General features: G+C 67.7%; 13 protein-coding genes, 1 tRNA gene and 1 pseudogene. 8 read left to right on the top strand and 7 right to left on the bottom strand.

Annotation, left to right across the window (positions count from 1 at the left end):
* Nucleotides 1-146: 146 nt before the first annotated feature.
* Nucleotides 147-741 (bottom strand): annotated as a pseudogene (locus tag CP981_RS38610) (IS5/IS1182 family transposase); the annotation flags it as partial.
* A 319-nt stretch (nt 742-1,060) separates the two neighbouring features.
* Between CP981_RS38610 and CP981_RS14775 the strand changes: the two are divergent.
* The 3 genes from CP981_RS14775 to CP981_RS14765 all read left to right on the top strand — a co-directional run bounded on the left by CP981_RS14775 (nt 1,061) and on the right by CP981_RS14765 (nt 4,853).
* Nucleotides 1,061-1,276, top strand: a complete 216-nt coding sequence (locus tag CP981_RS14775) for a hypothetical protein (RefSeq protein ID WP_085925455.1) — start codon at nt 1,061-1,063, stop codon at nt 1,274-1,276.
* A 107-nt stretch (nt 1,277-1,383) separates the two neighbouring features.
* Complete coding sequence (locus CP981_RS14770) at nt 1,384-3,483, top strand: peptidase domain-containing ABC transporter (protein WP_085925454.1); 2,100 nt, start codon at nt 1,384-1,386, stop codon at nt 3,481-3,483.
* Nucleotides 3,480-4,853 (top strand): glycosyltransferase family 2 protein, encoded by a 1,374-nt coding sequence (locus CP981_RS14765; RefSeq protein WP_085925453.1) that lies wholly within the window; start codon nt 3,480-3,482, stop codon nt 4,851-4,853. The genes CP981_RS14770 and CP981_RS14765 overlap by 4 nt, the downstream gene beginning before the upstream one ends.
* 177 nt (nt 4,854-5,030) lie before the next feature.
* Here the strand turns inward: CP981_RS14765 and CP981_RS14760 are convergent, their stop codons facing one another.
* Both CP981_RS14760 and CP981_RS14755 read right to left on the bottom strand, forming a co-directional pair.
* Nucleotides 5,031-6,296 (bottom strand): PTS transporter subunit EIIC, encoded by a 1,266-nt coding sequence (locus CP981_RS14760; RefSeq protein WP_085925452.1) that lies wholly within the window; start codon nt 6,294-6,296, stop codon nt 5,031-5,033.
* A gap of 248 nt (nt 6,297-6,544) precedes the next feature.
* Nucleotides 6,545-7,855 carry a PTS transporter subunit EIIC gene (locus CP981_RS14755; protein ID WP_085925451.1) on the bottom strand — a complete coding sequence of 437 codons (1,311 nt, stop codon included), beginning with the start codon at nt 7,853-7,855 and terminating at the stop codon, nt 6,545-6,547.
* Nucleotides 7,856-8,094: 239 nt separating this feature from the next.
* Here CP981_RS14755 and CP981_RS14750 point away from each other — a divergent pair, with 239 nt between their 5' ends.
* The 5 genes from CP981_RS14750 to rdgB all read left to right on the top strand — a co-directional run bounded on the left by CP981_RS14750 (nt 8,095) and on the right by rdgB (nt 10,745).
* Entirely contained in the window at nt 8,095-8,328 is a 234-nt protein-coding gene (locus tag CP981_RS14750; RefSeq protein ID WP_018091307.1) for a PTS sugar transporter subunit IIB, read from the top strand.
* A gap of 87 nt (nt 8,329-8,415) precedes the next feature.
* Complete coding sequence (rph, locus tag CP981_RS14745; RefSeq protein ID WP_085925450.1) at nt 8,416-9,147, top strand: ribonuclease PH; 732 nt, start codon at nt 8,416-8,418, stop codon at nt 9,145-9,147.
* Nucleotides 9,148-9,406: 259 nt separating this feature from the next.
* Nucleotides 9,407-9,544: an SCO1431 family membrane protein gene (locus CP981_RS14740; RefSeq protein ID WP_107429536.1), complete on the top strand. Its 138-nt coding sequence runs from the start codon at nt 9,407-9,409 to the stop codon at nt 9,542-9,544.
* 130 nt (nt 9,545-9,674) lie between these two features.
* Nucleotides 9,675-10,082, top strand: coding sequence for a hypothetical protein (locus CP981_RS14735; RefSeq protein ID WP_085925449.1), 408 nt, complete (start codon nt 9,675-9,677; stop codon nt 10,080-10,082).
* Nucleotides 10,083-10,109: 27 nt separating this feature from the next.
* Nucleotides 10,110-10,745: an RdgB/HAM1 family non-canonical purine NTP pyrophosphatase gene (gene rdgB / locus CP981_RS14730; RefSeq protein WP_085925448.1), complete on the top strand. Its 636-nt coding sequence runs from the start codon at nt 10,110-10,112 to the stop codon at nt 10,743-10,745.
* Nucleotides 10,746-10,800: 55 nt separating this feature from the next.
* Here the strand turns inward: rdgB and CP981_RS14725 are convergent.
* From CP981_RS14725 to CP981_RS14710, 4 genes are all read right to left on the bottom strand, one after another.
* Nucleotides 10,801-10,875 (bottom strand) — tRNA-Leu (locus CP981_RS14725).
* A gap of 11 nt (nt 10,876-10,886) precedes the next feature.
* Nucleotides 10,887-11,753 carry an HNH endonuclease signature motif containing protein gene (locus CP981_RS14720; RefSeq protein WP_085925447.1) on the bottom strand — a complete coding sequence of 289 codons (867 nt, stop codon included), beginning with the start codon at nt 11,751-11,753 and terminating at the stop codon, nt 10,887-10,889.
* Nucleotides 11,754-11,762: 9 nt separating this feature from the next.
* Entirely contained in the window at nt 11,763-12,386 is a 624-nt protein-coding gene (locus CP981_RS14715) for an HNH endonuclease signature motif containing protein (RefSeq protein ID WP_085925446.1), read from the bottom strand.
* Between the two features lie 152 nt (nt 12,387-12,538).
* Nucleotides 12,539-14,077 carry an MFS transporter gene (locus CP981_RS14710; RefSeq protein ID WP_085925445.1) on the bottom strand — a complete coding sequence of 513 codons (1,539 nt, stop codon included), beginning with the start codon at nt 14,075-14,077 and terminating at the stop codon, nt 12,539-12,541.
* Nucleotides 14,078-14,340 lie beyond the last annotated feature (263 nt).

The raw sequence follows: 14,340 nt of genomic DNA, 5'->3' as shown, positions 1-14,340 counted from the left end.
GGGTTTCGTCCCGTCCCGGGCGGGCGGGGATCTCGAGGGAGGAAGGGGGCAGGGGCGGAGGGCTGCCGCACGAGCGGTTCCCCGCCAGTCGCTGCGGACCTGCCCCCATCCACGCTCATGCGTCAGCCCGGCTACCGGCCGCAGTCCTCCGCGGGCAGGCAGTCCCGCGCGGCGAGGTTCATGGCGTTGTCAGCGACGGTCGCCAGCGTGATAGTCACGTTCGTGACCAGGTTCGGGACGTCGTCCTCGCCGGAGGACTCGATGAGATGGACCTTGTACCTGTCCCACATGGTGTCGCGTTTCACCCCGACGCGTGCGTTCGGTGGCCATAGGGGGTGACCAGGCGCATCGCGCCCGGCGGCCGGGCTTTTGGTCCCTGCGTCCCTCGCAGTCCACCAGGCGGAAGTGCTGGACCCGCACCTGGCACAGGACCTCCAGCTCCGTGAGCGTGTGCAGGCCCGCCGGGGCGTCGGCGGCGTGCACGGCCTGGAGCAGGCATATCCCGCCCCGGCCGATCCGTTTTGCCGCTTCGTGCGGGGTTCGGGGAAACGGGAGTCCTTAGCCCGGGTGGCGTAGCGACGGAACCAGGCCGTCTCCACGACGCGGGTCAGCCAGCCCGCCGCCCACCGTCCGATCCGGCCAGCCGGTCCTGGAACTCTGACAGAACCGAGAAGTCGAAGCGGGGTCGTCGAGAGCGGGCCCGAGTGCGTACTTGAAGTCGATCCTGGCCCGCACCGCCTCCGGCAGGCGAACAGGTCCACGACGTCCCCGTGCCGGAACAGCGGACCCAGCTCACCACCGGATCGTGGAGACCGGCTCACGCAAGGACCGAATTAACCAACAGCGCCCCTCGGGCGTGGCCCCACCATCCGGGACCGGGGCGCTGGTATGTCGATCCTGCGGCCCGAGGCGTGAGGGGTTCGACAGGACCTGAGTTCAGGGCCCAAATCTGACGGTGTGTGACCTAATTCTCTTGATCAAAACTTGTGTGGACTAGACCAGCCGTAGTGGGATGGGTATGCGTGGCCGCGCATCAACGACCAAACAACCAGGGGAACTTATGAGCCTGTCTGATCTGCGCAACATGGGCCTGTCCACTCTTCGCGACGACGAGTCCGCCGGGATTTTCGGCGGCGGAGGCATGAGCAAGGCCGAGTGCACCTACCTATACAACCTGATCACGACTGGCGCGACGTCGTCCCACGGTTGTGTCCCCAGCAGCAACTACCTCGACCTGTACCGGTCGAACTGCAAGGGCAAGGGGCCGAAGCTCTGATCTGCCCGGTGCACTGATCTGAAGGTACTCACCTGCCCCTGTCCGCACGGCGGACGGGGGCAGGGTGCCGATGAGGGAAACACACTCTCCCGAAGGAGCAAGACCCCATGAAGTGGCAGCGCTACCACGCGCATCAGGAGGGCGAGACCGACTGCGGCCCCGCCTGTATGCGTATGGTGCTCAATCGGCATGGGGTGGTGGTCGATACGGCCACGCTGCGTGAGTCCGCCGGCCTCGGCCATGGGGGTGCCTCGCTGCTTCGGCTGCGAGACGTTCTGGCGGGGTATGGCGTCGAATCGCTCCTGTTGAGGGTGTCGCCCGAAGAATTGCGTACCGCTGTCCGGAAATCTGGTCCTGCCATCGCCGTGATGAAGGAGGAAGGCCTTCTTCATTTTGTTGTCGTACATGAGGTGCGCAGCGATGGGAAGCTGATTGTCAGCGATCCCGTTCGCTTCCGGCCGACCGTCGTAAGCCTGGAGCGCTTTGCCGCCTGGTTCAACGGCGAAGTTCTGGTGACCGATACGCCCCAGCGGAAGCTCACCATCCGTAGCGTGCTCCAGCATGCCCGCAGGAACAGCGTTGTATGGCAGATCGCCGCAGAACGTAAACGCAGTCTGTTGGTTACCGGCCTGATAACCGCCGTCACCGCGGTCCTGCTCATTGCCAGTACCACCTTCTATCTGCAGGTTGCTGTCGACGAGTATTTGCCGGCCGGAGACCTCGGCGGACTGGGGCTCTCGGCCTTGGCCGCCGCTCTGATCGCAGGTGGCGCCGCGCTCTTCCAGTACATACGGGGGCGACTGCTCATCAACTTGAGCCGTTCGCTGCAGCGTGATCTCACGCAGGCGTATACCCGCAAACTGATGCGGCTCCCACTCACCTTCTTCGCTACGCGGCGAACCGGCGACCTGGTGAGCAGGTTCAGTGATGTGCAGGCCATCCGGGGCCTGGTCGCCACCGTCACGGTCGGCGTCGCCATCGACCTGTGCACCCTGCTCTTCTCGGGTGGGTACCTCGCCTGGGCCTCGCCGCAGCTCTGCGGCATCGTGCTGGTATCGGCCGCGGTCGATTTCATTTCGTCCTGGGCCCTGTATCCATCAGTGCGGGAGCAAGCCGAGGAGGCGCTCCAGCGGGACGCCTCGCTCAAGGCTGAGGCGTACAACGTGCTGCGGGGCCAGTTGGACGTAATCGCGCACGGTCGGCGGAAATACGCTGCGGGCCGCCTAGACCACCAGCTTGAACGGTCCATCCGGGCAGAGGTCAAGCTCGGTCGGCTGGAGAATCTGAACGGCGTCATCAAGGTGGCGAACAAGGGTATCTTCACGATCGCCGCAGCCTGGGTGGGGATGCTGCAGGTGAACTCCGGGGCCATGGCTCTCGGCGAGTTGATGAGCTTCTTCACGCTGGCCGGCTATTTTCTCGGCTCCGCCGAGCAGTTGGCCGTACTCCAGGTCTCCATTCAGCGGGACACCGCTGCGCTTGGCCGCTACCGTGACGTGACCTCCCAGTTGGAGGACCCGCGTCTGAGCCTTGAAAGGGCGGGCAGCGGAACGGAGGCGGAGGAGAAAAGCGGCCGCGAACTGCTGGTGAAGGATCTCTCGTTCCGTTATCCCGGCGTGGAAAGGCCTGCCATTTCCTCGCTGTCTTTCGTGGTCCCGCATGGGGCGAGAATGGCCGTACAAGGCCTCAACGGCGCAGGGAAAAGCACCGTGCTTAAGGTTGTGGCGGGGCTTTACCCGGATTTCGGCGGATCGGTCGCCGTGGGCGAGACGGACATACGGGAGTTCGACGAGGATACGCTGAGGCGGCGCATCCTATATGTCTCGGAAAATCCGCTGATGGTTTCCGCTTCGGTTCGGGAGAACCTGACCCTCGGTGTCGAATGCTCCGGCGAGGAACTTGAACGGGCTGTTCGTGTCTCCTGTTTCGACGAGGTGGTCGCCGAACTTCCGGATGGCTACGATCAGTACCTGAAGGAGGAAGGCGGGATCCTTTCGCGGGGACAAACTCAGCGGCTGGCCATAGCTCGTGCGGTGCTCCAATCGCCCGATGTGTTCCTCTTTGACGAAACCTTCAGCGGGATCGACGAAGAAACCTACGTACGCATCTGGAAAAATCTGGACGAATTGAACTGTTCCAAGATTATGGTTTCGCATCGCGAAGTGGCCGGTGTGGATTTCGATTTCACTATGACGGTCGGAGAATGATGAAAGCCGCCACGAGCAGTCGGACGCTCGAAGGCCTTCGTGCTGCCTGCGCCGATGAGACCGGGGAACTGGCGGAAGATCTCCACATCATCGTCAACGTTCCGGAGCCGCTGACCGACGTCCCGGTACGCGGTGAATGGAAGGAACTCAAGCACACCTACCGGGAATCGGGGCGAAGCCCGCTGACCGCGGTTGTCCTGACCTGCGACGAAGAGCAGATGATTTCCGGGACGGTGGCGGCACTGGCGGATGACGCCGACCGGATTTTGATCATCGACTCGGGTTCCACCGACCGCACGTTGGAGCTTGCTCGTGCTGCCGCGGACGGGTTGGTTCAGCTCGACATCGTGCACCGCCCCTGGCAGGACGACTTCGCTGCTCAGCGGAACCACGCATTCGAGCACGTCGGCGAAGGCTGGCTGTTGTTCGTCGACGCCGACGAGCGGCTCACCGAGGGAGATTCCGGAAGGATCCGTCGTGCCGTACGCGCCGTCGATCACGTGTGCCCCGGAGTCGACCTCGTGCTGTCGCCGCGCGTCGCCGACTCAGGCGGCGGTGATGTGTACAGAGGGCTCCACCGACTGCTCAGGGCGGACAGTGCCCTGCGTTTCCGGGGCCGTGTACACGAGCAGCTCTTCCGCGCGGACGGCAGTGCGCCATCCACCGTCGACGTGGATGTGGAGTTCACCCACAGGGGCTATGAGCCGGAGGTCATCGAGAAGAAGGGCAAGAAAGGGCGCGATGGCAGGCTGATCGACCTGTGCCGTCGTGAGGAACCGGGGAATCCGACGTGGGCGTTCTATGCGGCCCGGGAAGTGGTCGCCGACCGGATGGTGGCCGCATCGGCGGCCGCGGAGTCGTTCGACGACCTCGTCGCCGCGGTGAACGCGTACGGCCGTGAGGGCGCTACCGACTATGAGCGCCAACGCCAAGACGAGGCCTTCGCGTTGCTCGGTGAACTCGCCTTCCGGACCGGAGACCCTGAACGTATCGAGCGCTGCCTGGCAGTTTTGAACGCTTTCGGACGCACCGTGGAACAGACGTACTTCGCGACCCTTCTGGAGAGCAGTCAGTTGGTCGCGCGGCTCTCCCAACTCGTCGACCGGCTCGACGCGGTGGCCGAACACGGCCCGCGCTTCGGGAGCAGGCTGACCGGACAGTACGCCGAACTGCGGGGGCTGCTGGCCCTGTCGTGCGGCAGATACCACGATGTTCCCGACGACTATGCGCAGGCCGTCCGCCTCGGGACGAGTGAGAGCCTGGAACGGGGGCTTACCGATCTGCGCTTGATGCTCGCGCGCATTTCACGGTCCGGCCGTTCGGACTTGCTGCCTCAGCACGCGCCACCGCGTCGGTCCCCAGCTCCGTGAGTCCGTCCCCGTAAGGGCAGGGCGGTCCGCGCCGGCAGCACGCGCCAGTTGTCTGTTCAGATGGAGCCCATCCAGTGGATCCATAGACTTCAGCGAGGACCTGCCCCCGGGAAAGAGGCGGCGGCCTCCCTGCCCGTTCAGGTAGGAGACCGCCGCCGAAACGTCCGGGAGGCCGGCTTACTTGGCCTTTTTCTCCGGCTCGGGGAGTTCCTCGTCGGGTTCGCGGCCCGGCGTCGCAAGGTTGAACTTGACGATGGCGAAGCGGAAGACCGCGTAGTAGAGCGCTCCGAAGCAGAGCCCCACCAGTGCCAGCATCCACGGCTTGGTCGCGATGCCCAGGTTGAGCAAGAAGTCGATGGCGCCGGCCGAGAAGCCGAAGCCGTCCTTCATGCCCAGGGCCCAGGTCAGCGCCATGGAGACGCCGGTCAGCACCGCGTGGATCGCGTAGAGCACGGGGGCGATGAACATGAAGGTGAACTCGATCGGCTCGGTCACGCCTGTGACGAAGGCGGTCAGCGCGAGCGAGAGCATCATGCCGCCGACGACCTTGCGGCGCTCAGGGCGGGCGCAGTGCACGATCGCCAGGCAGGCAGCCGGGAGCGCGAACATCATGATCGGGAAAAAGCCGGTCATGAACTGGCCGGCATGCGGGTCGCCGGCGAGGAAGCGGGCGATGTCACCGTGCTTGCCGTCGAAGTCGCCGGCTTGGAACCAGGGGAAGGAGTTCAGCAGGTGGTGCATGCCGACCGGGATCAGCGCGCGGTTGGCGACACCGAAAATGCCCGCGCCCACGGCGCCGGAGCCGACCAGCCACTGGCCGAAGTCGTGCAGGGCCGAGCCCAGAACCGGCCAGATGTAGCCGAAGGCGATGCCGATCGCCAGGCCGGCGAAGGAGGCCAGGATCGGCACGAGGCGCCGACCGCCGAAGAAGCCCAGCCAGTCCGGCAGCTTCTTGCGGCTGTAGCGCTGGTAGAGCAGCGCGACCACGATGCCCATCACGACGCCGCCGAGCACGCCCGCGTCCACCGGCGGGGCGACGTCGGCTATCTTGCCGTCGACGACCTCCTGGACTGTGGGGAGGTTGGCGTCCTTGAAGGTGCCCAGCACCTGCTTGAAGACCAGGTAGCCGACGACCGCGGCCAGACCGGTGGAGCCGTCGGACTTCTTGGCGAAGCCGATCGCGATGCCGACGGCGAAGAGCATCGGCATGTTGTCGAGCAGTGCGCCGCCACCGGCCGCCATGAACTCGGCGATCTTGTTCAGGAAGGCGGGGAGGGACTCCCGGCCGAGCATGTCGGGCTGGCCGAGCCGCACCATCAGCGCCGCCGCCGGGAGCGTGGCGATCGGTAGCATCAGACTGCGGCCGATGCGTTGGGCCACTGCCATGGCGCGGGAGCCGCGACCCTTTTTGTCGGGGGCCGCCGTAGCGGTGGCCGAACTCATCGGATTCCTCCTGGTGAGGCGGGCGCTCGAAGGGGGGTGGCCCGCGCTTGGTCTACGCCTTGGTCTACACCACTAGTGGTTTAGACCATTCTTAGCACGTAGTCCTGACATAAAGGAATCCATTCTTCCAAGTGGTGTGGACCACATGGCAACCGGCCCCTGGTCATCGGACACAGGGGCCGGCGAAGGCGTTCCGCGGGGCCGGACGGCGGCGCGTGTGCGGCCGCTTCCGGCGGGTTCCGGTGGTGCTACTTCACGTTGTCCCGCTCCATCGCGTCCCCCACCTCATCCGGCTCGCGGCCGGGCGTCGCCAGGTTGAATGTGGTGATCAGGAAGCGGAAAACGGCGTAGTAGACCACCGCGAAACACAGGCCGATGGGAATGATCAGCCAGGGTTTGGTCGCCAGGCCCCAGTTGATGACGTAGTCGATCAGTCCCGCCGAGAAGCTGAAGCTGTCGTGGACCCCCAGCGCCCAGCTCACGCCCATCGACACACCCGTCAGCAGTGCGTGCAGTACATACAGCAGCGGTGCGACGAACAGGAAGGAGTACTCGATCGGCTCGGTCACCCCCGTCACGAACGACGTCAGGCCGACCGACAGCATCATGCCCGCGATCTCCTTGCGGCGATGCGGCTTGGCGCAGTGGGCGATCGCCAGCGCCGCGGCCGGCAGCGCGAACATCATGATCGGGAAGAACCCGGTGGTGAACTGCCCCGCATCCGGGTCGCCGGCCAGGAACCGGTTGATGTCACCGTGGACGACCGTGCCGTCCGGCTTGGTGAAACTGCCGAACTGGAACCAGACGAAGGTGTTCAGGAACTGGTGCAGACCGATCACCAGCAGGGCGCGGTTGGCGACGCCGAAGACCCCGGAGCCCCATGCCCCCAGGCCCGACAGCCACTCACTGAAGCTCGTCAGCGCACCGCCGATCGGCTGCCACACGAACAGGCACAGCACCGCGAAGACCAGCCCGACGAAGGCCATGATGATCGGGACCAGCCGGCGGCCGTTGAAGAACCCCAGCCAGTCGACGAGCTTCACACGGTGGAAGCGCTGCCAGAGCCAGGCGGACAGAAAGCCCATCACGATGCCGCCGAAGACCCCCGGGTTCTGGAAGGCGGCCTGGGTCACCGTATTGGTCTTGTCCACACAGACCCCGCTCCACAGGCCCGCCTGGGTGTACAGCTGGCCCGCGGAGCAGCCCTGCGGGAACGCGTGCAGCACCGAGAAGTAGACGAGGAAACCGGTCACCGCCGCCAGCGCCGTCGACCCGTCCGACTTCTTGGCCATCCCGATCGCCACACCGATACAGAACAGCAGCGGCAGCCCGAGCCCGGAATCCAGCAGCGCACCGCCGGCGGCCGCGAAGACCTTGCCGACCGCGTCCCAGCCCAGCCCCTCCGCGCCGAACACATCCGGCTGGCCAAGACGGTTGAGAATCCCCGCGGCGGGCAGGACGGCAATCGGCAGCTGGAGACTGCGCCCCATCTTCTGCAGGCCCTGGAAGAGGTTCGACGCCCAGTTCCTCCCCGGCGCCGCCGCTGCGTTCGCACTCATCCCTGTCCTCCCGGCGGCCGGCCCGTCGACAGCCGGCCCGGCGCTTGCCGCATACTGGTGGTGTAGACCACTTTCGGGGGGCGCGCCGCCGCCGGACTTCCGGCTGCCGGCGCGCACTCCGGTGATCGCCATCCTTCGTCAGACAGCGGACAAACGCCCACGTAGTTGGGCTGAACGTGCGTTACGGTGTGAAAACCGCACGGCGGCACCGCCGGCGGCCGAGACAAGCAGGAGTGGACATGGCCAGCAAGGCTGAGAAGATCGTCGCCGGGCTCGGCGGACTCGACAACATCGAAGAGGTCGAGGGCTGCATCACCCGCCTCCGCACCGAGGTCGTGGACTCCTCCCTCGTCGACGAGGCCGCGCTGAAGGCCGCCGGCGCCCACGGCGTCGTCAAGATGGGCACCGCGATCCAGGTCGTCATCGGCACCGACGCGGACCCCATCGCCGCCGAGATCGAAGACATGATGTGAGCTGACCCCCGCTCACTCCCGAAGGCCCCGCCCCGGACACCACCGCCCCGGAGTGGGGCCCTCGCCGTTGCGGATAGGGTCTACGGCATGTCTCGCATCGACGGCCGCACCCCCGAACAGCTCCGCCCGGTCACCATCGAACGCGGCTGGAGCAAGCACGCCGAAGGCTCCGTCCTCATCTCCTTCGGCGACACCAAAGTCTTCTGCACCGCCTCCGTCACCGAAGGCGTCCCGCGCTGGCGCAAGGGCACCGGCGAAGGCTGGGTCACCGCCGAGTACTCGATGCTGCCCCGCTCCACCAACACCCGCGGCGACCGGGAATCCGTACGCGGCAAGATCGGCGGCCGCACCCACGAGATCAGCCGCCTCATCGGCCGCTCCCTGCGCGCCGTCATCGACTACAAGGCCCTCGGCGAGAACACCATCGTCCTGGACTGCGACGTCCTCCAGGCCGACGGCGGCACCCGCACCGCCGCCATCACCGGCGCCTACGTCGCCCTCGCCGACGCCATCACCTGGGCCCAGGGCAAGAAGCTCATCCGTCACGGCCGCAAGCCCCTCACCGGCACCGTCTCCGCCGTCAGCGTCGGCATCGTCGACGGCACCCCGCTCCTCGACCTCTGCTACGAAGAGGACGTCCGCGCCGAGACCGACATGAACGTCGTCTGCACCGGCGACGGCCGCTTCGTCGAGGTCCAGGGCACCGCCGAGGCCGAGCCCTTCGCCCGCGACGAACTCAACGCCCTCCTCGACCTCGCCGTCGCCGGCTGCGCCGAACTCGACGCCGCCCAGCGAGCGGCACTGGCCCGCACGCTCTGAGCGACCACGGCGGTGCATACCGGCCCGCGCTCCGGGGAGTCGGAGGGCGGGCCGGTATGCGCTCCGCCTGGAGCGCGGGCCGGTGTGTCCCCCACCCGCCCGGAGGGCGGGCCGCGTTCTGCCCCGCGCGGGGCCACGCGTCACGGGAGGAACCGGAACTCTCCCCTGGGGCGCGTGCATCCGTGGAACCCCTGTGACCCTTTTCTCATGGGGTCTCCGGGTCTGGAAATTGCCGCCGCGGCGCCCGCACTCTGGAGCCATGTCCACCACCGCTGCCACCGCGTCCCGCGCCCGCACCGGCGGGCCCAAGGACGACTCCCGGCTCCTGGAGCACGTCCTCGGCTGGACCCTGGTCGTCGTCCTCGCCATGCTGCTCACCCAGACCGGCCTCCTCTGACGGAGGGCCGCCGGGGGAGGGGCCGTGCCACACGGCCGCTGACGGATGTCGCCCCTCCACGCAACCAAAACAACCCCGCCCCGCGTTTCTTCCTTTGCCCGCACATTGCCAAGGGAAGGAAACCCGCGCCATGGCCCCCCGCACGCTCCCGCAGCGCCGCCGCGCCACCACCGCAGTTGCCGCGCTGGCGGCCGCCGCCCTCGCGATACCGCTGCTCTCCGCCTGCGGAGCCGTCCAGAAGGCCATGGACTGCGCCAACACCGCCTCCTCCGTCGTCAACGCCGTCGACAAGCTCCAGCAGGCCGCGGACACCGCCGTCAGCGACCCGCAGAAGACCCAGCAGGCCCTCGACGACATCGACAAGAACCTGCGCAAGCTCAGCAAGGAGACGAGCGACCCCGACCTGTCGAAGGCCATCGACAAGACGAACGACGGCATCAAGGCCGCCCGCAAGGACCTCGACAACAACAAGGCCCCCGACATCCAGCCGATCGTCGACGGCACCGGCCAGATGACCAAGATCTGCACCCCGGGATAGCCGGGACAGCCGGGATAATCGGGTCCCATGCAGACTCACACCGGCGGACCCTCCGCACGCCCCCGCCGCCTCATCCTCGCCACCCGTAACGCCGGCAAGGTCAAGGAGCTCCGCGCGATCCTGGAGGCGGCCGACCTCGACATCGAACTCGTCGGCGCCGATGCCTACCCGGACGTCCCCGACGTCAAGGAAACCGGCGTCACCTTCGCCGAGAACGCCCTCCTGAAGGCCCACGCCCTCGCCCGGGCCACCGGCCACCCCGCCGTCGCCGACGACTCCGGCCTCTGTGTCGACGTCCTCGGCGGCGCACCCGGCATCTTCTCCGCCCGCTGGGCCGGGACCCACGGCGACGACCAGGCCAACCTCGCCCTGCTCCTGGCCCAGCTCGGCGACATCGCCGACGAGCACCGCGGCGCCCACTTCGCCTGCGCCGCCGCCCTCGCCCTCCCCGACGGCACCGAACGCGTCGTCGAGGGCACCCTCGACGGCACCCTCCGCCACACCCCCACCGGCACCGGCGGCTTCGGCTACGACCCCATCCTCCAGCCCCTCGGCGACACCCGTACCTGCGCCGAACTGACCCCCGCCGAAAAGAACGCCATCAGCCACCGCGGCCAGGCCTTCCGCGCGTTGGCCCCGGTGGTGCGGGAGCTGCTGGGCTGAGTCCGGGCAGCAAAAACGGCCTCCCGGTCCAAGGCTGGGAGGCCGTACGTGCGGGTGGGCCCGGTGGGACTCGAACCCACGACACACCGGACCTAAACCGGCGCCCTCTAGCCAGCTGGGGTACGGGCCCGCGCGCCTACCTTACTGTGCCCGGCCGCGTGGCTGTGCGGGGAGGGCCGAGTGCGCCGAGCGGCGCGAGAAAGTTCTCGTCTGACTGTGGCACGAGGGGCACAGGTAGCGGAGGTTCGCCAGCCGGCTGTCCAGCCGGTCACCGTTGATGTGGTCGATCTCCAGGACCAGTCGCCTGCCCTGCCAGGTGTCCCCGAGACCGCACTCCGCGCACCGCCGGGGCACCTCCTTCTCGTCGAGTGCGCGGCGTAAGAATGTCGTACTCTCGCGCCGGGAACCCGGTGCGCGTTGCCGCAGGATGTGGTCGGCCGATCTGCGGTTCGGGGAGGGAATCCCCCGTCGGTGGCCCTTCCCCGTGAAGTGCTCGGTCGACAGACCGTAGGCCTCGATGCTGCGTTTCACCATGCGTCGGGAGGTGCCGTTGTCAAGCAGGGCGAGGCACGCAAGGACTCCGGCCAGGCTCCGTGAGGCGGCCACGGCCCGTTCCAGTTCACCGCGTGGGAGCAGGGCAGAGCCGTGCCCGCGGCGGGCGAAGTGGGAGGTGTCGATGCCGAATTGGTCCAGCTTCCTGCGGAGGTGCGTGTACGCGCTGTCGTACGGCGGAACTTCCAGGTAGTCCAGCATGTCCCGGATGCTGTGGGACTGCGCGGCGGCTTCGGTGAGCACCGCTTCGGTGTACGAACGGCGCTGACGGCGGGGGAGCGGCTCGTCGACGAAGTGCGCGGTGTCGACGCCGTGGTGCGCCAGCCGTTCGCGCAGATATCTGCGTGAACCGCTGCCCAACGGCGCGCCGAGCCGGCGCATCATGTCGACCAGGCTGGTGGATTCGGCGGCCGTACGGGTCAGCAGGTCGCGGGTGTAGGCGGGGCGCCGGGCCATGGGCAGGCGTCACTTCCGCCGGGGCTTGCGGCCGCGGTATGTGTCGGTCACCGTATGGCAGTTGGGACACAGCAAGCGCACATTGGCCGGGCGGTTGTCCCACCAGTCACCGTTGAGATGGTCGACTTCCAGGCGCAGCGGCTTGCCGTTCCATTCCGTACCCGTGCCGCACACCGCACACCGCTCCGGAACTCCCCGGCGCAGCAGGGCCTTGCGCAGGCGCCCGCCCGGGGTGCGGCCGTCGGCCGGCGAGCCGAGCACCAGACGGTCGCGTCCGGTGGCTGGGGTGTGCGCGCGGGGCGCGGCGGTGAAATGCGAGGTGTCGATGCCCAGTTCGGCGATGCGGCGGCCGATGTGTGCCTGGTTGCCGCCGACCGGGCTGATGCCGAGGCGGCGTACGACTTCGGCGATGCTTCGTGAGCAGGCCACCAGCTCACGGAGCCGGGCCTCGGTGTGCCGTACGCCAGGGCGCGCGAAGTGCGTGGTGTCGACGCCGGCCTCCCGCATCCTGGCGCGCAGGTAGCGTCTGCTGCCCGGCGTCGGTCTGCCCCCGAACCATCGGACGGCGTCGTCGAACGACGAGGAGGCGCGGGCGGCCTCCGCGAGCCGCTCGGGCGTGTACTTGACCGGCATGATCCCCCCGTTCCGCGCACCAGGCCCACCCCCGCGCGCCCCTCGAACAGAACAACGATCGAACGTGGGGCCGGTTACGGCGGTTGGCGGAAAAGACCGAAGGGGCCTCGGGGAAAGATTTCCCGAAGCCCCTTCGCGTCATGTGCCGCAGGTCAGAAGCGGGGTTCTGCGGTCTGGGCCTCGATGAGTTCGACGGCCTCTTCCTTGGTGGCCACGGAGGGCGGGGAGCCTTCGAGGGGCTGCTGGGCGGTTTCCTTCATGCAGGCGACGGCGATGACGCCGACGAGGGCGGCGCCCATCGTGTAGTACGCGGGGACCATCACGTTCTTGTCGAAGACGTCCATCAGGGCGGTGATCACCAGGGGGGTGGTGCCGCCGAAGAGGGAGACGGCCAGGTTGTAGCCGATGGAGAGGGAGCCGTAGCGGACGTTGGTGGGGAAGAGGGCGGGGAGGGCGGCGGACATGGTGCCCAGGAGGCAGACCAGGGAGAGGCCGAGGAGGGCCATACCGGCGCAGACCGCGGGGACGCTGCCCTGCTTGACGAGGAGGAAGGACGGGATGGCCAGGACGAAGAAGCCGACCATGCCGGTCATCAGCAGGGGCTTGCGGCCGTAGTGGTCGCTGAGCTTGCCGACGGTGCTGAGGACGCACATCAGGACGGCCATGGTGCCGAGGAGGATCAGCAGGCCGTGGGACTCCTCGTAGTGGAGGGTGTCCGTCAGGTAGGTCGGCATGTACGACAGCAGCATGTAGTCGGTGATGTTGTACGCGCCGACCAGGGCGATGCAGAGGATGAGGGTGGGCCACTGCTGGGAGAAGATCTCGCTGATCTTCTTCTTGGGGGCGTTCTCCGAGAGGTGGGAGAACTCGGCCTCGGCCTCGACGGCCGAGCCGCCGGCGCTGTGGGTGTGCGCGGCCTCGAACTTCTGGAAGGCCGGGGTCTCGTCGAGCCTGACCCGGAGGTAGAGACCCACCAGGCCGAGCGGGCCGGCGATCAGGAACGGCAGGCGCCAGCCCCAGTTGAGCATGGCCTCGTCGCCGAGGGTGGTGTTGAGCAGCAGCACGATGCCGGCGGCGCCGGTGTAGCCGATGAGGGTGCCCATCTCCAGGAAGCTGCCGAAGAATCCGCGCTTCTTGTCGGGGGCGTACTCGGCGATGAAGGTGGAGGCGCCGCCGTACTCACCGCCGGTGGAGAAGCCCTGGATCAGGCGGAAGAGGATGAGCAGGACGGGCGACCAGAAGCCGATGGTGGCGTAGGACGGGATCAGACCGATGCAGAGGGTGCCCAGCGCCATCATGATCATGGTGAGGGCGAGGACCTTCTTGCGGCCGATGCGGTCGCCGAGAGGGCCGAAGTAGGCGCCGCCGAGGGGGCGTACGAGGAAGGCCACGGCGAAGGTCGCGAAGGACGACAGCAGCTGGGTGGTGCCGCTGCCGCCGGGGAAGAAGACCGCGCCGATGGTGACCGCGAGATAGCTGTAGATCCCGAAGTCGAACCACTCCATGGCGTTGCCGAGGGCGGCTGCCTTCACGGCGCGCTTGACGACGCGCTCGTCGGTGACGGTGATGTCGGTGCGCCGCAGTTTGGGGTTCTTGCGCCGGGCGACGGCACGGAAGAGCACCCGGTGGCGCTTGAGCGCTTCCCGGTCCTGCTCGGGAGCGGGTTCGGCTTCGGTGCTGCCGGTCGGCACGAGGCGGTCCTCTCGGTCGGTCAGCGCGGGGTGCGCGGTGGATACGACAGGTGCGCCTGCGCAGTGGAGCGCGAATCAAACCACTCTGACCGGAGGAATTGCGGTACGTCCTGCGCGGCTGGGCCGTCCGGAGCACCGGAGCGGGGCTGTGACAGGGCCGCGGCGGGGAGGCGCCAGGGGGGCGACGGGGCTTGTTACAGGACTGGTACACAGCCGAGTGGTCACCGCAGCGTTCAGGCAATCAGCCTGTGTGGCGGGGACGG

The sequence above is a fragment of the Streptomyces platensis genome (genome assembly GCF_008704855.1).
In the GTDB taxonomy this organism is placed as follows: Bacteria; Actinomycetota; Actinomycetes; order Streptomycetales; family Streptomycetaceae; genus Streptomyces; species Streptomyces platensis.
This window is presented reverse-complemented; position numbering and strand designations above follow the sequence as displayed.

What these genes read in the sequence shown, in the direction of transcription:
- CP981_RS14775 (WP_085925455.1), top strand. Translation starts at nt 1,061, where the DNA reads ATGAGCCTGTCTGATCTGCGCAACATGGGCCTGTCCACTCTTCGCGAC.
- CP981_RS14770 (WP_085925454.1), top strand. Translation starts at nt 1,384, where the DNA reads ATGAAGTGGCAGCGCTACCACGCGCATCAGGAGGGCGAGACCGACTGC.
- CP981_RS14765 (WP_085925453.1), top strand. Translation starts at nt 3,480, where the DNA reads ATGATGAAAGCCGCCACGAGCAGTCGGACGCTCGAAGGCCTTCGTGCT.
- CP981_RS14760 (WP_085925452.1), bottom strand. Translation starts at nt 6,296, where the DNA reads ATGAGTTCGGCCACCGCTACGGCGGCCCCCGACAAAAAGGGTCGCGGC.
- CP981_RS14755 (WP_085925451.1), bottom strand. Translation starts at nt 7,855, where the DNA reads ATGAGTGCGAACGCAGCGGCGGCGCCGGGGAGGAACTGGGCGTCGAAC.
- CP981_RS14750 (WP_018091307.1), top strand. Translation starts at nt 8,095, where the DNA reads ATGGCCAGCAAGGCTGAGAAGATCGTCGCCGGGCTCGGCGGACTCGAC.
- rph (WP_085925450.1), top strand. Translation starts at nt 8,416, where the DNA reads ATGTCTCGCATCGACGGCCGCACCCCCGAACAGCTCCGCCCGGTCACC.
- CP981_RS14740 (WP_107429536.1), top strand. Translation starts at nt 9,407, where the DNA reads ATGTCCACCACCGCTGCCACCGCGTCCCGCGCCCGCACCGGCGGGCCC.
- CP981_RS14735 (WP_085925449.1), top strand. Translation starts at nt 9,675, where the DNA reads ATGGCCCCCCGCACGCTCCCGCAGCGCCGCCGCGCCACCACCGCAGTT.
- rdgB (WP_085925448.1), top strand. Translation starts at nt 10,110, where the DNA reads ATGCAGACTCACACCGGCGGACCCTCCGCACGCCCCCGCCGCCTCATC.
- CP981_RS14720 (WP_085925447.1), bottom strand. Translation starts at nt 11,753, where the DNA reads ATGGCCCGGCGCCCCGCCTACACCCGCGACCTGCTGACCCGTACGGCC.
- CP981_RS14715 (WP_085925446.1), bottom strand. Translation starts at nt 12,386, where the DNA reads ATGCCGGTCAAGTACACGCCCGAGCGGCTCGCGGAGGCCGCCCGCGCC.